19 protein-coding genes and 2 pseudogenes are annotated in these 20,966 nt (G+C 67.7%); 15 read left to right on the forward strand and 6 right to left on the reverse strand.

Features of this window, described 5'->3' with window-relative positions; translation table 11 throughout:
* The coding region (locus tag A3ES_RS47735; RefSeq protein WP_040455113.1) for an MFS transporter at positions 1-255 on the reverse strand (255 nt) is incomplete at its 3' end.
* 266 nt (positions 256-521) lie between these two features.
* Here A3ES_RS47735 and A3ES_RS56775 point away from each other — a divergent pair.
* The 4 genes from A3ES_RS56775 (at position 522) to A3ES_RS51375 (ending at position 5,507) form a co-directional block, all read left to right on the forward strand.
* Positions 522-803, forward strand: a complete 282-nt coding sequence (locus A3ES_RS56775) for a heavy-metal-associated domain-containing protein (protein WP_020388680.1) — start codon at positions 522-524, stop codon at positions 801-803.
* A 47-nt stretch (positions 804-850) separates the two neighbouring features.
* A complete protein-coding gene (locus A3ES_RS0120315) occupies positions 851-1,813 on the forward strand; it encodes a hypothetical protein (protein ID WP_020388681.1) in 963 nt (320 codons plus the stop codon).
* A 57-nt stretch (positions 1,814-1,870) separates the two neighbouring features.
* Entirely contained in the window at positions 1,871-4,171 is a 2,301-nt protein-coding gene (locus tag A3ES_RS0120320; protein ID WP_020388682.1) for a heavy metal translocating P-type ATPase, read from the forward strand.
* A gap of 262 nt (positions 4,172-4,433) precedes the next feature.
* Positions 4,434-5,507, forward strand: a complete 1,074-nt coding sequence (locus tag A3ES_RS51375; protein WP_020388683.1) for a hypothetical protein — start codon at positions 4,434-4,436, stop codon at positions 5,505-5,507.
* 185 nt (positions 5,508-5,692) lie between these two features.
* On the opposite strand, the gene A3ES_RS0120330 is transcribed toward A3ES_RS51375, so the two are convergent.
* Positions 5,693-7,243 carry a plasmid pRiA4b ORF-3 family protein gene (locus tag A3ES_RS0120330; RefSeq protein ID WP_202806549.1) on the reverse strand — a complete coding sequence of 517 codons (1,551 nt, stop codon included), beginning with the start codon at positions 7,241-7,243 and terminating at the stop codon, positions 5,693-5,695.
* Between the two features lie 486 nt (positions 7,244-7,729).
* On the opposite strand from A3ES_RS0120330, the gene A3ES_RS47745 reads away from it, so the two are divergent.
* The gene (locus tag A3ES_RS47745) at positions 7,730-8,314 is read left to right on the forward strand and encodes a GAF domain-containing protein (protein ID WP_020388685.1); all 585 of its coding nucleotides are present in this window, start codon (positions 7,730-7,732) and stop codon (positions 8,312-8,314) included.
* A gap of 300 nt (positions 8,315-8,614) precedes the next feature.
* Here the strand turns inward: A3ES_RS47745 and A3ES_RS54130 are convergent, their stop codons facing one another.
* Genes A3ES_RS54130 through A3ES_RS0120355 form a run of 3 tightly spaced genes read right to left on the reverse strand, consistent with a single transcriptional unit; the run spans position 8,615 to position 11,053 of the window.
* Positions 8,615-8,803 carry a hypothetical protein gene (locus A3ES_RS54130; RefSeq protein WP_157630637.1) on the reverse strand — a complete coding sequence of 63 codons (189 nt, stop codon included), beginning with the start codon at positions 8,801-8,803 and terminating at the stop codon, positions 8,615-8,617.
* 16 nt (positions 8,804-8,819) lie between these two features.
* Positions 8,820-9,806 carry a nitrate/nitrite transporter NrtS gene (gene nrtS, locus A3ES_RS0120345; RefSeq protein WP_169501785.1) on the reverse strand — a complete coding sequence of 329 codons (987 nt, stop codon included), beginning with the start codon at positions 9,804-9,806 and terminating at the stop codon, positions 8,820-8,822.
* Between the two features lie 53 nt (positions 9,807-9,859).
* The gene (locus A3ES_RS0120355) at positions 9,860-11,053 is read right to left on the reverse strand and encodes a DUF3179 domain-containing protein (RefSeq protein ID WP_157630638.1); all 1,194 of its coding nucleotides are present in this window, start codon (positions 11,051-11,053) and stop codon (positions 9,860-9,862) included.
* Between the two features lie 83 nt (positions 11,054-11,136).
* On the opposite strand from A3ES_RS0120355, the gene A3ES_RS0120360 reads away from it, so the two are divergent.
* Together A3ES_RS0120360 and A3ES_RS0120365 are read left to right on the forward strand one after the other, a co-directional pair.
* A complete protein-coding gene (locus tag A3ES_RS0120360; protein ID WP_020388689.1) occupies positions 11,137-11,694 on the forward strand; it encodes a redoxin domain-containing protein in 558 nt (185 codons plus the stop codon).
* A gap of 5 nt (positions 11,695-11,699) precedes the next feature.
* The gene (locus tag A3ES_RS0120365) at positions 11,700-12,575 is read left to right on the forward strand and encodes a cytochrome c biogenesis CcdA family protein (RefSeq protein WP_020388690.1); all 876 of its coding nucleotides are present in this window, start codon (positions 11,700-11,702) and stop codon (positions 12,573-12,575) included.
* Positions 12,576-13,221: 646 nt separating this feature from the next.
* Here A3ES_RS0120365 and A3ES_RS0120370 read toward each other — a convergent pair.
* Entirely contained in the window at positions 13,222-13,869 is a 648-nt protein-coding gene (locus tag A3ES_RS0120370) for a winged helix-turn-helix transcriptional regulator (protein ID WP_026163043.1), read from the reverse strand.
* 242 nt (positions 13,870-14,111) lie between these two features.
* On the opposite strand from A3ES_RS0120370, the gene A3ES_RS51380 reads away from it, so the two are divergent.
* The 8 genes and pseudogenes from A3ES_RS51380 (at position 14,112) to A3ES_RS0120410 (ending at position 20,890) form a co-directional block, all read left to right on the forward strand.
* The gene (locus A3ES_RS51380; RefSeq protein ID WP_020388692.1) at positions 14,112-14,339 is read left to right on the forward strand and encodes a hypothetical protein; all 228 of its coding nucleotides are present in this window, start codon (positions 14,112-14,114) and stop codon (positions 14,337-14,339) included.
* Positions 14,302-14,700, forward strand: coding sequence for a tautomerase family protein (locus tag A3ES_RS47760; protein WP_157630639.1), 399 nt, complete (start codon positions 14,302-14,304; stop codon positions 14,698-14,700). Before A3ES_RS51380 ends, A3ES_RS47760 begins: the two co-directional genes overlap by 38 nt.
* 116 nt (positions 14,701-14,816) lie before the next feature.
* Complete coding sequence (locus tag A3ES_RS0120385) at positions 14,817-15,827, forward strand: hypothetical protein (protein ID WP_020388694.1); 1,011 nt, start codon at positions 14,817-14,819, stop codon at positions 15,825-15,827.
* 204 nt (positions 15,828-16,031) lie between these two features.
* Positions 16,032-16,274: pseudogene (locus A3ES_RS47765) on the forward strand (cupredoxin domain-containing protein); the annotation flags it as partial.
* A gap of 30 nt (positions 16,275-16,304) precedes the next feature.
* On the forward strand, positions 16,305-16,994 hold the full coding sequence (locus A3ES_RS0120395) for a response regulator transcription factor (protein ID WP_020388696.1): 690 nt from the start codon (positions 16,305-16,307) through the stop codon (positions 16,992-16,994).
* A 404-nt stretch (positions 16,995-17,398) separates the two neighbouring features.
* A pseudogene (locus tag A3ES_RS57115) lies at positions 17,399-18,363 on the forward strand (HAMP domain-containing sensor histidine kinase).
* Between the two features lie 168 nt (positions 18,364-18,531).
* A complete protein-coding gene (locus A3ES_RS0120405) occupies positions 18,532-20,112 on the forward strand; it encodes a radical SAM protein (RefSeq protein ID WP_020388697.1) in 1,581 nt (526 codons plus the stop codon).
* A complete protein-coding gene (locus tag A3ES_RS0120410; RefSeq protein WP_020388698.1) occupies positions 20,099-20,890 on the forward strand; it encodes a class I SAM-dependent methyltransferase in 792 nt (263 codons plus the stop codon). The genes A3ES_RS0120405 and A3ES_RS0120410 overlap by 14 nt, the downstream gene beginning before the upstream one ends.
* Positions 20,891-20,966: the final 76 nt, after the last annotated feature.

Raw genomic sequence — 20,966 nt, forward strand, 5'->3', positions numbered from 1 at the left:
CGAGAAGATCCGGCGTGCGCCGAAGAGGTCGGACAGCCGCCCGCCAAGGAGCAGCAGGCCGCCGAACGCGACCACATAGGCATTGAACACCCACGACAACGCCTGTGGGGAGAAGCCAAGATCCGCCCGTATCTCAGGGAGCGCGACTCCGATGATCGACGTGTCCATGATGACCATGAACTGCGCCGCGGCGATCAGACCGAGCGCCCACCAGCGACGCGACGCCGAACGCGTGACTCCAGCTGTAGTACTCATGACAATCCATCCCTTTCTAGTACCCCCCGGGGGTACCGAGGTCGAGACAGAACATAGCACGCCGGCCTTGATACGCAAAGGGGGTATATGTATCGGCCCATCTAGCGGAGCTCATCCCCAGCCGGAGCGCGACTAGCCTCAAGACTCGTTCCCTGTAGAGCATTCTGGCTCCCGAGTCGCTCACCAGGCGGCTCGGTGGCCAGACTTGCGCAATACCCATAGGGGGTATATGTTCTGTCGCATCAGCCAAACGAAAGGAAACGAAAATGTGCAACGCCTGCAGCTGCGGCACCACCGACGCGACCACGACCGAGGCCACGACGGAGTCACTCGCCGCCGCGGAGACGGCCGTCTTCTCGGTAACCGGCATGACCTGTGGCCACTGCGTCAGCTCCGTCACGAGTGAGGTCAGCCGGATCGACGGCGTCAGCGCCGTCAACGTCGACCTGGCGAGCGGCTCCGTGACGGTGACCAGCGAGCAGCCGGTCGGCCGCGACGCAGTACGGGTAGCGGTCGAAGAGGCGGGCTACCAGCTCGCCGACGCCTGACCGGCCGCCTGAATCCCGACCACCACCGACCTGACGAGGACTGACCGGTGAAGACCACCACCAAGATCGCGACCTTCGTCGCCGGCCTCGCCGCCGTTTTCGGCGGCGCGGTTGGCGTCGGCACCCTCGTCGGGCCGGTGGGCTCGGCCGGACAAGAGGTGCACCACTCATCGCCGGCGGCGACAACCGCCGGCCCCGAAAAGATTCCTGGAGGACTGATGATCTCCGACCAAGGCTTCACGCTGGCACTCGCGAACGACGAGCTACCGGCAGGGCCCGCAACCAACCTTCGATTCTCTGTACTCGGCCCGGATGGCCGACCGGTCACCGCCTATGAGCGCAGCCACGACAAAGATCTGCACCTGATTGCGGTACGCCGCGATCTTTCCGGCTTCCAGCACCTCCACCCTCAACTGGACAACAGCGGCAACTGGAGCGTGCCGGTGGCCCTGACCTCCGGGCAGTGGCGGGTGTTCGCCGACTTCGTCCCGGCCGGCGGCAAGAACCTCACCCTCGGCGCCGACCTCGCAGTGGCCGGTGTCTCAGAACCAAAACCGCTCCCACCTCAGAGCAGCACCGCTCAGGTCGACGGCTACACCATCACGCTGACCGGCGACCTCGAACCCGGCCGCGAATCCGAACTCAAACTCTCGGTCGCCAGAGAAGGCAAGTCGATCACCGACCTCCAGCCGTACCTCGGCGCCTACGGCCACCTGGTCGCACTGCGCGACGGCGACCTCGCCTACCTCCACGTGCACCCCGCAGGTGCACCAGGCGACGGAAAGACCAGCCCCGGACCCGACATCACCTTCTACGCCACCACCCCGAGCACCGGCAGCTACCGGCTCTACCTGGACTTCAAACACGACGGGAAGGTCCGGACGGCCGAGTTCACCGTCAACACCACAACCGGCAGTACTACGACACCGTCACCTGCGCCATCCACCACACTGCCGTCACCCACCGCATCGGCCAGTACCGGCCACGGACACGACGGCGACCACGGCTGAGCAACTCTCACTCCCCTGCTCAACCACAACTCGTTACGTAGTAAGGAGATCTCCATCATGAGTTCCGTCGGTAACACCTCGGCCCCGCCGCTCGGCGGCGAGGAGAAGATCGAGTTGGCGATCGGCGGCATGACCTGCGCCTCGTGCGCGTCGCGGATCGAGAAGAAGCTCAACAGGCTTGAAGGCGTCACTGCTTCGGTCAACTACGCGACCGAGAAGGCCCTTGTCCGGTTCACCGGTGACATCGGCGTCGACGATCTGGTGGCCGAGGTCGAGAAGACCGGCTACAGCGCCACCCCTCCGGCTCCGGGCGGTGGGGAGAAGACGGACGGCGGACCCGATGAAGTCGACCCGATCCGTTCGCTGCGGCAGCGGTTGCTGATCTCGCTGGCGCTGACCGTGCCAGTAATCGCCATGGCGATGATCCCGGCGCTGCAGTTCACTTCCTGGCAGTGGCTCTCCCTGACGCTGGCCGCGCCCGTCGTGGCCTGGGGCGCCTGGCCGTTCCACAAGGCTGCCTTCACCAACCTGCGCCACGGCGCGTCGACGATGGACACCTTGATCTCGGTCGGCACGCTCGCCGCCCTCGGTTGGTCGCTGTACGCCCTGTTCTTCGGTACCGCCGGCGAACCCGGTATGACGCACCCGTTCGAGCTCTCCGTCGGACGCAGCGATGGCTCGGGCAACATCTATCTCGAGGCGGCCGCCGGGGTAACGACGTTCATCCTGGCGGGCCGCTACTTCGAGGCTCGCTCCAAGCGCCGCGCCGGAGCTGCCTTGCGAGCGCTGCTGGAGCTGGGCGCCAAGGAAGTCTCAGTACTACGAGACGGCCAAGAGGTGCGGGTCGCCACCGATCAACTCGCCGCTGGGGATCTGTTCGTCGTCCGTCCGGGAGAGAAGATCGCCACCGACGGCGTCATTGCGGAAGGCTCGTCCGCTGTCGACGCGTCGATGCTCACCGGAGAATCAGTACCGGTCGAGGTCGGGCCGGGCGACACCGTCACCGGCGCCACCATCAACGCCGGCGGCCGGATCGTCGTCCGAGCCACCCGGATCGGCGCCGACACCCAACTCGCTCAGATGGCCAAACTCGTCGAGGCAGCACAGACCGGCAAAGCGCAGGTGCAACGCCTCGCCGACCGCATCTCGGGAGTGTTCGTCCCGATCGTGATCGCGCTGGCCATCGGCACCCTCGGATTCTGGATCGGCACCGGCTCCGGCCTGGCTGCAGCCTTCACTGCCGCAGTGGCAGTCCTGATCATCGCCTGCCCCTGCGCCCTCGGGCTGGCGACCCCGACCGCGCTCATGGTCGGCACCGGCCGCGGCGCGCAACTCGGCATCCTGATCAAGGGACCAGAGGTACTCGAATCCACCCGCCAGATCGACACCGTCGTCCTGGACAAGACCGGCACCGTAACGACTGGAAAGATGACCCTCACCGAGGTCATGCCCGCCAGCGGCGAAGACGCCGACCAGGTACTGCGGCTAGCGGGCGCCCTCGAGCACGCCTCCGAGCACCCAATCGCCCAGGCCATCGCCACCGCGGCCACCGCAAAGACCGGCTCACTACCTGCGGTGGAAGGATTCACCAACCTCGAAGGCCTCGGCGTACAGGGCGTCGTCCTGGTCGACGACAACTCCCACGCCGTACTAGTCGGGCGCCCCCGCCTGCTGGAGGAGTGGTCCCAGTACCTGCCCTCCGAACTCGCAGACGCCAAGGCAAAGGCCGAAACAGCCGGGGGTACGGTGGTCGCGGTCGGCTGGGACGGCGCCGCGCGCGGCCTCATCGTCGTCGCCGACACCGTGAAACCGACCTCACCACAGGCCATCCGGCAACTGCGCGCCCTAGGATTGACGCCAGTTCTGCTCACCGGCGACAACGCGGCAGTAGCCGGCACAGTCGCCGCAGAGGTGGGTATCGACGAGGTCATCTCCGAGGTACTGCCGAAAGACAAGGTCGATGTCGTTCGCAGGCTGCAGGCCGAAGGCCGGGTCGTCGCGATGGTCGGCGACGGCGTCAACGACGCGCCCGCGCTTGCCCAAGCCGATCTCGGCCTGGCCATGGGCACCGGAACGGATGTTGCCATCGAAGCGGCCGACCTCACGCTGGTCAGCGGAGACCTGCGCGCAGCACCCGACGCCATCCGGCTGTCACGCCGCACCCTGGCCACGATCAAGGGCAACCTGTTCTGGGCCTTCGCCTACAACGTTGCCGCTCTACCACTAGCGGCAGCAGGACTGCTGAACCCGATGCTGGCCGGCGCCGCAATGGCGTTCAGTTCGGTGTTCGTGGTCAGCAACAGCCTGCGACTCCGCCGGTTCCGACCCCTCACCGATCACTCCGCGCCGCGGCGCTGACGTCGGCCCGGCTCGCCGTGTTCCTCCTGGAGGCCGGATCTCCAGGAGGGAACGGTCTCCTGCTCGTTGGACAGTCAGCCGGGGCGGGCAGCCGGAGCGCTGCCGGCCGAGCCGGGATTCGACACAGGCAATGTCGGCTCTCCATTTGAGCCGCCAAGCCCGCGCTCGGCCGGAGCGGACCGGCCGCGCTGGCTGGAGATGCACGCAGACGCCCCCGGCGCAAGCACAAGCAGTAGATCTGTCCCGGCTACCATCGGCTGGCATGCAGATGCGACGGATGAACCGCGAGCAGTTCTTCGGCAAGCTGGCGCCGCTCGACGAGGATCGCCTCGCGAAGGTGTTGTGGAACCTGTACTGGCGCGGCTCGGCACCGATGAGGGCACGCATCGAAGCCGCGATCGATCCCGACCAGCACGATCGTGGCAAGGACGCCTCGATCGCATCTGCTGATCCTGAGGGCGTGCTGGCCGAGGTTCGTGACTTCGTTTCGCTGGCGCGCTCGGGCGCGTACCTCGGCGGTGACCGGCGCGTGTCGCCGAAAGAACGGACACGCTGGCGGTTCACTTTCCGGCGCCTGGTCACCGGGGCCCAGGACGCCTTACGCACAGACGATTCCGATGCCGCTGCGGCGGCGGTGGCGGAGTTGATCGATCTGGCCTGCGCGACCCGGGAGTACGACTACTTCCGCTCCGAGGATCCGGTTGAGGCGGCACGGTTCGTCGTCTCGGACGCCGCAGCGCTGCTGTGGAGCGCTGTGCGAGACCGGCATGGGTTGTCCGTATTCGCCCAACGATCGGCGCCGCAGCTCATCCGATGGGCGTCGCGGCATGGCTGGACCCGCAGCGGGTGGGGTCCGCTCAGCGAAAAGGAGACCTCGCTCGCCAGCGTGCTCGCCGGAATGCTGCGAACGCCCGAGATGTGGATCGAGTTCGCCGACCGCTACCTCGACGCACTCGACGATGCGGCACACGCCCCAGCACGTCCGCGGAACACGTGGCGGCGCGAAGGGTGGGCCCAGGAGCAGCGGACCGCCGCACTCGCCGATTGGCATCTCCTGCTACTCAACAAGCTGACGGACTATGAGGGCGACGACCAGCTCACCAGCCTGGCCACACATCCAGCACTCGCCGGGCCCGAGCTGACCTATCTACAGGCGCGCCTCGCGCATCGGCACGGCGATACCAGCCGGGCCCGCGGGCTGGTGCACGACTGCCTGCAGAAGCTGCCCGGTCATCAGCAGTTCCTCGACCTCGCCACAGAGATCGGCGCACAACTCCCGCCCCGCGCACAGGAGATCAGCAAGCAGCGGCAGACCGCTCAAGCGTCGACGTCATAGCCGATGCGCCCCTCGGCCGGCGCGCCAACACTGGGATGAACCGACCCGACGAGCATCAGCGCCTCGCCGTAGTACGACGCTGACAGGCCCAGGCCGCCTGTACTCCGTCGGGATCTTGACGCTGAACACCTTGAGCGCGCCAATCCCGGCCGCGCGCGCGTTGGCTGGGCGTTGGTCGTCGGGCGTCAGCGCAGACTGGACAGTGCCTTGGTGGTCGCTTCGGCATCGAAGCTGGCGGGGTTGAAATCGGCGGCGGAGTCGAGCCCCAGCCACTCCAGTCGTTCCTGGTGTTCCAGGTGGTCCGGATCGCTGAGGATCTCCACAAGGTCGGCGTAGCCCCAAACTCCGCCGCAGTCTTCGGGCGGAGCGGCGCGCCGTCCACCCGTGCACCGCGGATAGGCCGCTGTCTCGCGGTTGTGCACCTTCTCCACCAGGATGTCGTGCTCCCAATCGTCACCGAAGTCATAGGTGTAGCGCAGTTTGGAGTTGAGCGTGGGGGCGACCTGTTCCAAGGTCACTGGCGCCTCCGCGCGATGACCGAGCTCCGCGTCGGCCATCCCGAACTCGCCGTACGGCGTTTCGAACACATGCAGGTGACTGTCGTACCACCCGAACGCGACCTGAATCACCCGGTGAAGTCGAGCGAGGCTGATGTCGCCGGGCACCTCCAGGCGCCGCCAGATCGGTGGCTTCGCGCCCCGCAGCCCCACCTTGATCTGATAGACGGGTGCCGGGCGCCCGGACCGCTTGGGTTTCGCCGGCAGCTCGGCCACCATCGGCCGGCCGCGCCGCGCGACCGGTCCCCCGGCGCCGAACGGGCTGCCGTTGCCGACGAACTGCGCCAGCATCTGCAGCGTCGTGAGCCCAGTCTCCCCATCCCCGTGCGACGCCGGAGACTTGCTCGGTGTCGGCAGGGCCGTCATCCGGGCCCGCATCAGCATCGCCAGGACCGGGTATCCTGGGCCGTCCTCGTCGTCCGGTACTCCGTCGAGGTCGTCCAGCTCACTGCCATGCACCGCCCGCGCGTCCAGCGCCCGCTCAACCTGCCAGCGGAACTCCGCCGCGTCCAGCACCTCCGTCGTCAGCTCGACGCCACTGTCCAGAGCGTCGGCTCGCGTCATCTCCAGCGCCGCGGGCAACTGGTCGGAGTCAAGCAGAAGAATATCGCCGGCGGCTCCGCAGTCGAGATTGTCGACGCTGACCATGACGGCGTGCGAGCGTCCCGCTCGATGAAAAACGCATGCCAGCATCGCCTCGGCGCCCTGCGCATCCTGAAGGCGCCAGCAGTCTGCGACCTTCACCGGCTCCGCCAGCTCAGCCGCCCACCCGGGCGGTTCGACGCCGGCTTCGACGAGCCGGTCAGCAGCCGCAGACGCCGCCTTGCCGGCCTGGCCCGGGGCGACCGAACGAATCGCCAGCAGCATCGCCAGCGCCCCGGTGGAAGCCTCGTCCTCGAACCGCGGGACAAAGCCCTCGATCAGCGCCTGCTCGAACGCCTCCCAGTCAAGCGCGCCGATCGACACGAACGCCGCGCCCAGCATTTCCGCGTCCAGCGGGTCGTCGGCCTCGGCGAGCTCCGCAGCGCCCGCGACCACTCCATCGATCAGTTCCCGCGGGTCGAAGTCCGCACCCGAGCACACCGGGCAATCACACTCATCCGGTCCGCCGAGAAGGTCAGGCCGGGCCGGCCGCTGGGTGGACTTCTTGTTCTTCTTGGTTTTCCTCGCACGGCTCACTGGACTCACCTGGCCAGTCTGCCCGACCCTGACCCCGGTACCGGCACCGAGTACCGGAGTGTCGCCGATCTGCCGGATTGCTCCATGAGCAGCTTCCGGGCCGGGCCACAAACCGCGATCCGATCCACTGTGTCTCTCGGCTGGTGTTGCCGGAACTGCTCGACGATCTGACCGCACTGGCGGAAGCGAGTAGGTGCGAGCGAACACCACGCACGCCCGGCCCATCCTTCCTCGGGGACTCCAAAGCTGTCGAGCACTCTCGAGCTGTCGGTCCTGACGGATCGTTCGGGAACTCCTGGTCGATGCTGAGCCCTGAGCGGCCGCACCTCGTGGGTTCGGCGTTCCCCTCAATGGCTGCTTCCGTGCGACAGCCGACGGCCGGTGGACCGCGATCGAGGGGCTTTCCTCCTGAGTTGCTCGGGTAGATGATGAAATGTTGGCGGTCAGCCAGACCGCGCAGGGGGCTACAGAGGTGGAGATGGCGCCATGCATGGTCAGCTGGCCCGGGAATTCGCCGAGATGGCGCTTCGGCTACATGACAGCGTCGATCCCGAGCAAGCCGCAGCGCAGGTGCTGAGGTTGGCACTCTGCGGGACCAAGTGCGGACATGTCGGTGTGATGCTCTGCCCAGGTGGGGCACGGTTGGAAGCGGCCGTCGCAACGGACTACCTGGCGGAGATCGCCGACAAGCTGCAGGTTGAGCTCAGCGAGGGTCCATGCGTTGCGACCAGCCCCGCCTCGTGTCGCATCGACGACACCGCGACCGACCGGCGCTGGACCCACTGGAATGCGAGCCTCGCCGAGATGGGGCTGCGCAGCGTGCTGAGCATCCCGTTGAGCACCGAATCGTCGACCGTCGGAAGGCTGAACCTGTACGACGAAGTCCCCTACCGATTCAGCCATCAGGACATGGCGATCGCGGGCGTCGTGGCCCTCCACGCGGTCGGCGCCCTGACCCGATCCGCAGGTCGACCCGACCGCTCCGCATTGGTCCACCAGCCGACCGCCGGGTGCGAGTCGCCTGTGCGCAGACTCTCCCGCCACGCTCGCCGGGCATCGACGGCGCGTTGATCCGCCTCAGATGCCGGCACCGCCGTTCGGGCGCATACGGGCGGCGGCGAGGATCTGGGGGAGATGGGTAGTCGCCCAGGGTCTTGCCGCGGTAGAGGAACCGAACCGTTCGACTGGTGTCGATGATGGCGAGGCCGGGTGCCTGCAGGGGATGGTCGGTAACGCCCACACCGATTGCCTCCAGCTCCTCACGAACCTCGTCAAGCTCATGGAGGAAGCTCTACAACCGCTGCACTTCCAGTGCCCCGCCTGCAGCATCACGGGCTCGGTTCCTGGCGAGATGCACGATGGCGCGGGCTGTCAGGATCGCCTGCAGCGCCGTCGTACGACGGTGGGGCGTGGCACGTCGACCATCCTGCCCTTCTTCAGGCTGGCGGCGGTCACGGCGGCCACGGGTACGACCCAGACGAGGGCAGCGGACCGGCGGTAGCGGCGTATGCGCGAAGCACTGCCAGCAGTGTCGTGTGGCATCGACGGCAGATACGACATTCAGCACTCCTTCGGCTCAACGGTCGGGCAGGCGGGCGACGACCCGGCGCAACGGCAGGGGCAGCCTGCGCCCCGGTCGTGCCCACGACGCGAGAACATGCTTGGCCTGATCAACGCGGCCGGCGTCCACACCGGGCAGGTACAGTCCATCGATGAGCAGCGCGGCCTCGGCCGGGTCTGCGATCTCAACGTGGAACACGCGGCGTTGGTCGGAGTCGACGACGTAGCCGTGCGAGCGCAACAGCCGGGCAAGGCCGTCTCGGGCGTGCGGGTTGGGCCATGGCTGAGAGCGGATGCCGAGGGCCCGCATCACCCGAACCCAGCCGAGTATCCCGAGCGGGTCCAGACCGGGCCTGGAGGGGACCAGCGCCACGACCATCCCGCCCGGCCGCAGAACCCGCCTTACCTCGGCCAGCACGAGGTCCAACGGCGTCAGTACCTGCAGGCACATCGCCGCGCACACCGAGTCGATCGCCCCATCGGCCACCGGCAGGGCTCCCGCGTCGCCGCGCACCAGCGGCCCGCGACCGGCGACGGCTGCGACAGCCAGCTCGTTCGCCGACGCGTCGATACCGATCCATCGCGCCGTGCGCAGCAACGGCCGGGTGGGCGCGGATCCGCACGCGAGGTCGAGGATCGGACCATCGCGCAACGGCTCCACCAGCCAGGGATAGGGCCCTGTGCCCCTACCGGCCGCCGCGCGGGTTAGCAGCCGCTCGGTGATGCCGGGTCGGTCCCGGTGATAGCCGGCCAGGTAGCGCGGCCAGTCAAGCGCGGGGGCCCGGACACGGCGTCCCGACAGGTACCCGATGCTGGCGACAAGGAGCGGCACTAGGTAGTTCACCGCCACCCGAACCCAGGTACCTAGCGTGGCGGCCCCGCCCGCGATGACTGAGCCTTGGTTCACCAGCGACAGCACCGTGCCGACCACCGCCGCCACCGGCAGAGACTTCCTGGCGGTGCGGCCGCGCACGACAAGCAGCACCGCATCGCGTGGTCGCACCCACGAGCACCGCGCGCAGCTCTGGCCGCCCGTGTGCTGGCACGTTTCGACAGTCACCGGATCATCCGGGTCTCGGGATGGAAGGCCACCCAGGCGAACCAGAAGGTGTCCAGGTGCTGGTGGGGNGCGAGCCGTTGTCCCTTCAGCTGGCCGGTGGTTGCCTGCCCGAGAATGTTCCACTGCGAACCGGTCTCCCGGTCACGGAAGCCTTCACCAGCAGCAACGAAATGCAGCCGCCGACCCTTCACGACGGGATCGAACACGGAGACGGTGCCGACGTCGCGGCCGCGGACGATGCGTTCGTCGTCGAGGGCGGAGGCCTGGCCCGGCCGGTGCCACACGATCAAATCCTTCCCCTCGACGGCCACCTCGAGGACGCCGGTCCGGGCGATCGCCGACCGCACCACGGCGACCGTGTCGCGGCCGCGGGCGACGCCGACGACGCGTTCTTTCACCGGCAACCGGGCGTCGGTGCTGGGCAGCTCGAACAACACGTCTCCGGACGGATCGTCGTACCCGGTGTAAGGGTTGCGTCCGTACGGGCGCTTGTGGCCGGTGTCGCGGGTCAGCACCCATGCCTCGGGGTGCGCGGCGCGGAAGTCGCGCCACGCCACGGTCCCCATCGGGATCGCCTGCAGAGTCGTGCCGGTGAGCTTGCCGAGCGCGGCCTGCCCGGTGAGCTGGGGCCACAGCGACTCGGTCTGCCGGTCGTACATCACCAGATTGTCGGCATACAGGCGTCCCGACGTACCGAACGACAGCACCCGGGGCGCGGCCCGCCGCTCGAACGCCACCCCGGAGTTACACAGCGGGCAGTACGTGACCGCGACCGGCACGCCGCCGACGGTGTCGTTGACGATCTCGTGCCAGGTCATGATCTGCAGCGGATACCCACGTGTCTCACCACCGACCGTGAGTGACAGCAGCGGCTCAGTGTCGGCCAGCCAGCCGACCGTCCGGGCGAGGGAGAACCGCGGCTCATCGATCGGCGGGATCCCGTCCGGTGGCGGTCCACCGGACAAGATCTTGCCTGGGTCGAGCAACGGCTTCGGCAGGCGCTGGTCACGCATGTCGTCCAGCGCGGACGGGCCGTCCTCCCGCGGACCGGCAGCGACCTGAGGCAGCTCGACGTGCTCGATCTCCTCCGGAGGGGTCTCGCTGTGCCGGTCCGTCGTGTCCGCCGACGACGAGCACGCCGTGACGACAAGTACCGTCACGGCCAGGAGCCTGACGATCCGTCCGCGCATGACCCCAGCATCACCCCGGAGCGACGCCTGTTCGGTGATCGCGCTCACGGTTCTCGGCTCTCAGCCCGCGGCATCATGGAGTGGTGACGACCACCGGCGGGCGTTTGGAGCTGCCTCGGCGGCGGAGCGTAACGGCATCGGGTCTGCTGCTCACCGCCGTCGTGGTCAGTGGCTGCGCCGGCACGCCGTCGACGGGAAACACACAGACAGCGCCGGAGGTGACCGCCGGCCAGACCGCGGCGCCCGCTGACCTGCTGGACTTCACCGCGCGAACTGTGACCGGGGCGACCTTCGACGGCAGGCGTCTGGCCGGGAAACCGGTGGTGCTGTGGTTCTGGTCGCCGTGGTGCGCGACCTGCCGAGCCCAGGCAGGCTGGGTGAGCGCGCTGGCCGACAAGTACGCCGGCCAGGTCAGCGTCGTGGGCGTCGGCGGCCTCGACGAGAGCGCCGCGGTCCGCGACTACGGCGCCACTCTCCGCGGCTTCCCGCAGTTGGATGACGCGAAAGGCAAAATCTGGACCCGGTTCGGTGTGGTCGTCCAAAGCTCGTACGTCGTACTCGACGCGGCCGGCCGCGTCCAGCACCAGGGCTACCTGGACAGCGACGAACTGGACCGCCGCGTCGCCCAACTCGTGGGCTGAGCCGAATGCCCGACGGACTGCTCGCGATCGCGCTGGGCGCGGGCATGCTCGCCGCCGTCAACCCCTGCGGATTCGCGTTGCTCCCCGCCTACCTCTCCCTGCTGGTCACCGGGGACCAGCCACCCAACCGGGCCACCGCCGTCGGACGCGCGCTGCTGCTCACCGCCGGCATGACGCTCGGCTTCGCGGCCGTGTTCGGCGTGTTCGGGCTCGCCGTCGCACCGGTCGCCTCATCGGTTCAGCGATACCTACCATGGTTCACCATCGGCCTCGGCCTCCTACTCGCCGGACTGGGCGCCTGGCTGCTGACCGGCCGGCCACTGCCCACGCTCGCGTTCCACCGCCGCGGACCGGCCAAACTGACCCGATCCCTCCGCTCGATGATCGCCTTCGGCGCGTCCTACGCCATCGCATCGCTCAGCTGCACCATCGCGCCCTTCCTGGCCGTCGTCGTCTCCAGCTTCCGAACCGACTCGATCTGGGCCGGCGCCGCTCTATTCCTCACCTACGCCGGCGGAATGGGACTCGTAGTCGCGACTGCGGCCGTCGCAGTCGCACTGGCCAGAACCTCCCTGGTCGGCCGGCTACGCCGAGCCGGCGCCGCCGTACCTCACGTCGCCGGCCTCATGCTGATCGCCTCCGGCGGCTACGTGGCCTACTACGGCTGGTGGGAGATCCGCACCCTGCAAGGTGCCGCGACCACAAACGACCCCATCATCACCAACGCAGCCGCCATCCAGCGGTACCTCGCCGACACCATCGACCGCCTCGGCCTGCCCGGCATAGCCGCACTGCTCGCACTCTGCCTGGTCGCCGTCGGCGTCACTCGGGCCCTGGGACGCCGACACCAACGAAGCGCCACATCGCGAGGGCCACAATGACTCCCGTGCGGTTACCGTCGTTTCGTCCCCGATACCGACAGCCGTCATCATGTTCGGGATCGTCGCCATGTGCCTGGGCATGCTCTCTGCGAATCGGCAATCGCTCGACGGTGAAGGGTCGGGACGGCGGATCGATTTCGGTTTCCACAAGGCTCCGGCACGGCTGGGCCGCAGGGTTCGTCTTTGTGTCGTTCTACGGAATGGCCAGCCTCGTCGAGGTCGCTGTCCGAGATCGTGGCATTCCGGCAGCAGGTCCTTGACGAGCTCGAGCGACGGAACTCCGGCGGCTTCAGTGAATGGCTCGCTGCCCGGCGCCCGTCCCCCTAGCGACCCAGCAAGATATCTCCACGATCGCCCCGACGGAAAGCGCTGACGCGGCACCGGCCTCCGTGCAGAACAAGCGACGCGACCAGGACAGCCAACTTTCGTCCGTCGGGAGCGTGGAGGGCTGCCAGCGACGACTACTTCCGGCCGCTTGATCGGGCCGATTACTCCGCCGACGACCACTCGCACGGTGTCGCGGCCGCTTCACCTTTCGTGCGGGTGATTTGGTGTCGCACAGTGTCGCGCCGGGTGGCTGATCGGCTGGTGCGCGACACCTGCTCGCAGGTGAGTGTGGGATCGACTGCCGCTCGGAAGAACTCGGTTAGCTCCGGGCGGCGCCGAAGAGGCGGTGGCCGGCCTGGTCGTCTCCGGTGATGGTGAGCCGGCCGTTGCCGATGGCCTCGGTGAGCGCCTGCTCCTCGTCGAGGACGCGGGCCAAGGTATCGGGGTCGGAGTCGATGATTGTGTCAGGCGGGTCGTGCGGTTCCCCGCGGGTCATTTCGACGAGGTTGCCGCCGGCGACCCGGGTGGTGAAGCGATAGGGGCCGAGGCGCATTTCGTAAGTAGCGGTCCATGGTCGATCTGGCTGCGGGCGGAAGAAGCTGCGCAGCCTGATCATGGCGGAGTCCGCACCCACAGGTTCATCCGACGGCTCGGGCGCATCGGCTCCCCAATGTCCTAGGGCGACGACGACGGCATCCAACCGGGCGCCCCACTCAGTCAGCTCGTATACCCGTGAGCTGGCAGGCGGAGGCAGGGTGCGACGTCGCACGACGCCGGCGGCCTCCAGTTCTCGCAGTCGCTGGGCAAGGACCTTGGGCCCCACCCCTGGCAGCCCGTCCTGCAGATCGGTGAACCGTTTCGGGCCTAGCAGGAGCTCGCGCACGACCAGCAAGGCCCACCGCTCGCCCACGTAGTCGAGCGCGGTCGCGATCGCACATCCATCACCGTATCGACGACTCCTGCTCATGGTTCCGATCATATCCATGACAACTCACTCTTGACCAGGGCATGCTTCCCTGTTAAGCATTAAGTACTTTCCAAGAGGAAGTTCCCATTACCCGAAGGAAGTCGTCCGATGAAGCGAACAGCCATCAATCCATGGCCCTTCTCGGTGAAGCTCGGCTTCGACCAAGCCCAGCTCGTCGAAGGTCAGGGTCGAGAGCTCATGACGCTGTTGACGCCAACGGAAACTCACAGCACCCGGGCGACATGGCCGCCCAGCTCGGGCACGCGCTCGACAACCTCGAGACGGTGCTCGCCTGGCGCCACCTGACACTCGGCAACGTGGTCCGGCTCAACTTCTGCACCACCGACGTCAACACCCTGCTGCTGCACTTCCCCTGGCGAAGCGAACCCCTCAACAACCGCTACAGCGCGACCCACAAGATCGGAGAAGGACATGCCTATCGGATACCTCGACGTGCCCACCGGCGCTGACCTCGACACGAAGCGAGAACTCGTGAAGGCGATGTACGACGCTCTGCGCGAGGCCTACCCGTTCCCCGACGACACTCGGATCTTCCTGCGCGAGTGGCCGATGGACTGTGTGAGCCAAAACGGGCTCCTCGGCTCGGTACCGGCCAGGCCCGCGTTCATCGCGCACGTCCCCGAGGGCGTCGATACCGAGGTCAAGCGCACGATGCTGAAAAAGATCAACACGGCGGTCGCCAACGCCTACCAGCTTCCGTGGTTCATCACGTTCCTCCACGAACACTCGCTCGAGCTGGTAGCCGTCGACGGAGTCGTACTCGCGGACGATCAACAGCGCGTAGAAGACCAGCGGAAGGCCTACAGCTGAGTACTGGCTGAGCGGAGGGCACTTCATCGAATCTTTAGGGAAGCGGCAGGTCTAACAGCGGGTACGGTCCGTAGCGTCGCGGGCGAGACCGGTTGTACCCAGCGAAGGAGCTTGCCATGCGACGTCGCCACCTCCGGAAGATCGCTATCGGCGCAGCGGCGCTGCTCACTCTGTCGGCGTGTGCCGGGAACGGCGACGGAGCTCAGCCCGGGTCGACGCCGACGGGCTCGCCTACAGCCAGTGCATCGCCGACTGAGCCGGAGCCGAAAGGTGAGCCCCTCACGAAGGCCGACATCGCGACCCTGGCGGCGGCGTTCGCGGATCAACCGTTGATCGGTGGCCAGACCGCGCCCCGGCAGTACAGGTGGGTGAACGAAAAGGTTGCCTTGTTCGTCCAGTTCGATGACAGGGATCCCGCCAAGGCCACCGCCTTGCGCTACGTCGGTATCAGCGTCAAGGGCGTGTTCTGCGCCGAGAACCAACCTGGCGGCGCCAAGGGCGGCTTCCCGCACTTCCACCGGTTGAACGCGGCCGAGTACGCCCAGGGGCACGCCGGGCCGGCCGGCACTCCCGGTTACTGGCTCAGCTGGGTCGCGGTGGACACGTTCGCCCAACGGGACGGACGGCAGGTCAAACCCGGCGTGGACTACGAATTCTCCCCCACCCCCGTTCCCCCGAAGTGCGGCGCGAAGCTGCCGAAGGCCGACTTCGCCGCGCCGGGCGCGAAAGCCCTGTCCAAGCAGGACCTCACCGCGCTCGCCGGGTTCTTCACCGACAACCCGCTCACCGGCGGCCAGACCGCCCCACGCCTGTATCGCTGGGTCAACCCTGACGTCGCGATCTTCGTCCAGCTCGACAAGTCCAACCTGGCCGAGGCGACCGCGGTCCGGCACGTCGGGATCAGCGTGCGCGGCGAGTTCTGCAAGGCGAAACAGCCATCTCCGGACTTCCCTCACTTCCACCGCACCAACGCCACGGAGTACGCCAAAGGGCACGGCCAGGCGCCAGGTGACCGCGGCTACTGGTTGTTGTGGATGGCAACGGACACCTTCAAGCAGCGAGACGGTCGCCAGGTCACACCTGGTGTGGACCGGGAGTTCTCGCCGACACCGCCACCGGGTTGTTGATCATGGCAACGGGTCGGTGCACGGCAGGGGCGCTGATCCTGGTTGCGATGCTGGCCGCGGCCGGCTGCGATGCGGAGCGGCCGGCTGCCCCGCCCACCTCCACCGCCGGAGCGTCGAGCCCGGCAACTCCGCCCCGGGCCGGCGAGCAGGTCGAGGTTCACTTGACCTGCTCGACCGGAGCCCGACGCCCCCTGTGCGTTCAGACCGGCCGAGGTGAGGATCCGGGCCGGCGGAACGGTGCGCTGGGTGAACGACGACGCGACATACCACACCGTCACCTCGACCGAGCGCCCCGACGTACGCCGACCGAGCGGCCGGTTCGACGGCGTACTGGATGCGCCGCAGGAGGTCTTCACGGTCACGTTCCCCGAGCCCGGCGAGTTCGCGTACTACTGTCAGCCACACGCCGAGTTCATGGCCGGCGTGGTCCGGGTGGCGCCGGAGTAGCGTGATCCTCAGACAACAGGTGGAGGCACGGTGGGCACCTCGGCGACCGCTCTGAAACCACAGCTCCTGGTCGTCGACGACGATCACAAGCTGGTCCCGCTGCTGGAGCGAGGACTGCGCTATGAGGGCTTCGGCGTGATCTGCGCCTACTCCGGGGCCGAAGCGCTCGCCGCCATCAGACACCACTTGCCGGATCTGGTGCTGCTCGACGTCGGCATGCCCGAGCTCGACGGCTTCGACGTACTCCGCGAGCTCCGCCGCCGCACCGACGTACCAGTCGTCATGCTGACCGCCAAGGACGAGGTGTCCGACAAGGTGGGCGCGCTGGATCTCGGTGCCGACGACTACGTGGCCAAGCCGTTCGACTTCGACGAGCTGGTCGCCCGCATTCGCGCAGTACTGCGCCGCCGTGGCGCGGACGCGCTGGATCGGTTCAGCCACGACGACCTGGTCTGCGACCTCGGTACCCGCGAGGTCGTCCGCGGCGGCAGGCGGATCGAGCTCACGGTCACGGAGTTCGACCTCCTCGGCTTCCTGTTGCGGAACCCGAGGCGGATCCACAGCCGCGAGGCACTGCTTCGAGCCATCTGGGGCTACGACGTACCGGTCGACAGCAACGTGGTCGACGTACACATCGGCCATCTTCGCCGCAAACTCGGAGAGCCTCCGCTCATCCAGACCGTACGTGGAGTCGGCTACGCCCTGCGGAGCGAGCCTTGAACCGCTGGAGACCCTCGCTGCGGGCCCGGCTCGCGATCACTTTCACCCTGCTGGTCGGCGTGATCCTCGTCCTCGTCGGGGTGGCGACCAACCAGCTGTTGCGGCAGAGTCTGCTCGCCGAGATCGAGCGAGATGTCGCTCACCGGGCGGCCGCGTTCCGCGCCACGCCGCCCGACCCGCCGTACACACTCGACACCTTCGGCGCACGCGACGTCTTCCTCCAGGTCGTCGGTCCCGACGGCGCCCCGGTCGCGAAGTCGGCCAGCCTCGGCGACCGGGTGCTGCCGATCCCGGACGCCGCCCGCCGGGGTGAAGTCGTCGAGGCCCGGGTCGGCGGCCGGCCGCTGTTCCTGACCGCCGCGCCGCTGGACGCCGGCCGCCAGATCGTCGTCGCGCGGTCACCGATGACGACGTACGGCGCCCTGCGAACGCTCCGCAACCTGCTCACCGGCATCATCGCGGGAGCCGTGCTGCTCACTGCCCTGACCAGCTGGCTGTACGCCCGCGGCGCGCTCCGCCCGATCGGCCAGGTCGTCGCCGCCGCCCGGTCGGTCCGCGACAGCCGCGACCTCAGCCGCCGGGTGCCACAACGCAGTACCGGAGACGAGGCGGGACGACTGGTCGAAACCTTCAACGAGATGCTCGCCGAACTCCAGATCGCCTACGAGTCCCTGGACAACTCCAACCAGCACCTCCGGCAGTTCCTCGCCGACTGCTCACACGAACTCAGAGCCCCGCTGGCCCGGATCCGCAGCACAGTCGACGGACTGGCCAGGCTCGACGACCCGGACACCGGCGACGCCGCCTTCCGATCCAGAGCCCTGGCCGACGTCGCCGCCGACACCGACCGGATGGCGCGGATGGTCCGACAGCTCCTGATCCTCGCCCGCGCCGACGCCGGCGCCACCATCGAGCGAAGACCCATCCGGCTGGCCGACGTGGTGCAGTCGGCCTGCCGTCAGGCCGAACGGATGTCCAACGGTGTCCAGTTGAGTCCGCCGGACGACCACCACCTCGCCGACGCAGTCGTCCTCGGCGACGCCGACCACCTCGAGCAGGCCGTCCTGATCCTCCTCGACAACGCTTTCAAGTACACCCCGCCTCCCGGCCGGGTGGAAGTTCGCGCACAGCGCCACAACAGCCAAGCCCGGATCGATGTCACCGACACCGGGCTCGGCGTACCGCCCGAGGACCGGGACAAGATCTTCGACCGGTTCTACCGCGGCCGCAACGCCAGGCCGCAACCGGTACCGGACTCGGCCTCGCCATCGCCACCTGGATCGCAGCCCAGCACGGCGGAACCATCGAGCTGCTCACCACCCCGGGCGACGGCTCCACCTTCTCCCTCCAACTCCCGCTGACGGACTGACAACAAATGGGGAATCAGCAGCCGCCAAGGGAACAGTAATCCCATCACCAGCCGCCGTCTTCTGCGAGCACCATGGGTGTCTGTTCAGTGAGCGCGGTCACCGAACCTCCGGTGGATCGCGCCTACCGTTGAGCGCGACCAGGTGCTCCTTCGAAGGGATCGAGTTCAATGCCCACGGTGGATCCGGTACAGAGGAAGCGGGATCGCGACGAGGTGTTCGTGGAGTTCACCCGGTCGATCTGCCCGGTGTGCAAGCTGGTGATCGATGCCCAGGTGAACATCCGCGACGACAAGGTGTACCTGAGGAAGCGCTGCCGTGAGCACGGCGAGTTCGAGGCACTGGTGTATGGCGACGCCCAGATGTACGTGGACTCGGCGCGATTCAACAAGCCCGGCACGATCCCGCTGACATTCCAGACCGAGGTGAAGGACGGGTGCCCGAGCGATTGTGGGCTGTGTCCGGAGCACAAGCAGCACGCCTGCCTGGGGATCATCGAGGTCAACACCGGCTGCAACCTGGACTGCCCGATCTGCTTCGCCGACTCCGGCCACCAACCTGACGGGTACTCGATCACCCTCGAACAGTGCGCGCGGATGCTGGACGTGTTCGTGGCCAGCGAGGGCGAGGCCGAGGTGGTGATGTTCTCCGGCGGCGAACCCACCATCCACAAGGAGATCCTTGACTTCATCGACCTCGCCCGGGAACGGCCGATCAAGTCGGTGAACCTGAACACCAACGGGATCCGGCTCGCCTCCGACAAGCGGTTCGTCGCCGACCTCGGCCGCCGCAACCAGCCTGCCGGAGCGGTGAACATCTACCTGCAGTTCGACGGCCTCGACGAACACACCCACCGCGCGATCCGCGGTCGCGACCTGCGAACCATCAAGCAGCGGGCCATGGACAACTGTGCCGAGGTCGGTCTGACCGTGACGCTGGTCGCGGCGATCGAACGCGGGCTCAATGAGCACGAGATCGGTCCGATCATCACGCACGGCCTCGGCCATCCCGCCGTACGATCGATCGCGTTCCAGCCGGTCACCCACTCCGGCCGGCACACTACGTTCGACCCGCTGACCCGGCTCACCAACTCCGACGTCCTGCACGCGATCGCCGACCAGCTACCCACGTGGTTCCGCGCCGAAGACTTCTTCCCGGTGCCGTGCTGCTTCCCGACCTGCCGCTCGATCACCTATCTGATCACCGACGGCGTCCCCGGCGAGCCCGACTTCGGGCTGGTGCCCATCCCACGGTTGCTGAACGTGGAGGACTACCTCGACTACGTCTCCAACCGGGTACTGCCCGACGACGGAGTACGCGAGGCACTGGAAAAGCTGTGGAGCGCGTCGGCGTTCATCGGCACCGACACCTCCAACGACCGCCTACGCCATGTCGCCGAAGCGCTCGACTGCGCAGACGCCTGCGGCATCAACCTGCCCGAAGCAGTCAAGGAGATCACCGACAAGGCGTTCATGATCGTCGTCCAGGACTTCCAAGACCCCTACACCCTCAACGTTCGGCAGCTGATGAAGTGCTGCGTGGAGGAGATCACCCCCGACGGCAGACTCATCCCGTTCTGCGCCTACAACTCGGTCGGGTACCGCGAACAGGTCCGCGCCGACATGTCCGGCGTACCGGTCGCCGACGTAGTCCCCAATGCTGTACCGCTGCAGCCGATGCTGACCGAGTCGCCGTACGGCTCCAAAGTTGCAGCACCAACGATCCGCGGAGAACGCGATGACGAAGCCTGATGAAATCAAGGCATGCTGCGCGGCGGCGTACTCGTCCGACCTGGTCGCGCTGCTACTCGGTGACTCCTATCATCCCGGCGGTCAGGCCCTGACCCGCCGACTAGCCGCCTCGATGGATCTGCACAGCGGGCAATCAGTGCTGGACGTGGCGTCCGGGCGCGGCACCTCTGCGCTGACGATCGCCCAGCAGTACGACGTGAGCGTGGTCGGCGTCGACCTGTCACCCGCCAATGTTGCCCTCAGCAACGGCGCGGTCCAGGCCGCCGGGCTGTCGGACCGAGTCAGCTTCCGGCCGGGGGACGCCGAGAAACTCCCCGTCCGCGACGGATCGGTCGACGCCGTGCTGTGCGAATGCGCGCTCTGCACCTTCCCGGATAAGCCGGCGGCCGCTCACGAGTTCGCCCGCGTACTACGCCCAGGTGGCCGCGTCGGCATCACCGACGTCACCGTCGACCGCGACCAGTTACCGCCTGAACTCAGCACGCTCGGCGCCTGGGTCGCCTGTGTCGCCGACGCTCGCCCTGCCGCCGAGTACGCCGAGATCCTCACCGACGCACGGCTGCGAGTGACCGTGATCGAGCACCACGACGCGGCTGCCGGCCGGATGATCGACCAGATCGAGGCACGCCTGCACTTCCTCCGCCTGACCTCCCGCGCAAAGCTCGACTCCTACGACCTCGACGTCAACCGCGCCGGATCCGTACTCGGCGCCGCCAGGACCGCCATCACCAATGGCGCCCTCGGCTACGCGCTGCTGGTCGCGGACAAGCCGGCGTAGTACTCGCTGCCGGCGACGGGGGCGAGGGCACCGACCGCGCTTACTGACCGACTGCGACCGGGGAGGCGTAGTGTCC

The sequence above is a fragment of the Kribbella catacumbae DSM 19601 genome (assembly GCF_000372465.1).
Classification (GTDB): domain Bacteria; phylum Actinomycetota; class Actinomycetes; order Propionibacteriales; family Kribbellaceae; genus Kribbella; species Kribbella catacumbae.

Bases quoted from the DNA above. Each gene is read 5' to 3' on its own strand.
- A3ES_RS51380 (WP_020388692.1), top strand. From the start codon at position 14,112: ATGGCCGCCCAGCTCGGGCACGCGCTCGACAACCTCGAGACGGTGCTC.
- A3ES_RS0120410 (WP_020388698.1), top strand. From the start codon at position 20,099: ATGACGAAGCCTGATGAAATCAAGGCATGCTGCGCGGCGGCGTACTCG.
- A3ES_RS0120370 (WP_026163043.1), bottom strand. From the start codon at position 13,869: ATGAGCAGGAGTCGTCGATACGGTGATGGATGTGCGATCGCGACCGCG.
- A3ES_RS0120385 (WP_020388694.1), top strand. From the start codon at position 14,817: ATGCGACGTCGCCACCTCCGGAAGATCGCTATCGGCGCAGCGGCGCTG.
- A3ES_RS47745 (WP_020388685.1), top strand. From the start codon at position 7,730: ATGCATGGTCAGCTGGCCCGGGAATTCGCCGAGATGGCGCTTCGGCTA.
- A3ES_RS0120320 (WP_020388682.1), top strand. From the start codon at position 1,871: ATGAGTTCCGTCGGTAACACCTCGGCCCCGCCGCTCGGCGGCGAGGAG.
- A3ES_RS51375 (WP_020388683.1), top strand. From the start codon at position 4,434: ATGCAGATGCGACGGATGAACCGCGAGCAGTTCTTCGGCAAGCTGGCG.
- A3ES_RS47760 (WP_157630639.1), top strand. From the start codon at position 14,302: ATGCCTATCGGATACCTCGACGTGCCCACCGGCGCTGACCTCGACACG.
- A3ES_RS56775 (WP_020388680.1), top strand. From the start codon at position 522: ATGTGCAACGCCTGCAGCTGCGGCACCACCGACGCGACCACGACCGAG.
- A3ES_RS0120405 (WP_020388697.1), top strand. From the start codon at position 18,532: ATGCCCACGGTGGATCCGGTACAGAGGAAGCGGGATCGCGACGAGGTG.
- A3ES_RS54130 (WP_157630637.1), bottom strand. From the start codon at position 8,803: ATGTCGTATCTGCCGTCGATGCCACACGACACTGCTGGCAGTGCTTCG.
- A3ES_RS0120365 (WP_020388690.1), top strand. From the start codon at position 11,700: ATGCCCGACGGACTGCTCGCGATCGCGCTGGGCGCGGGCATGCTCGCC.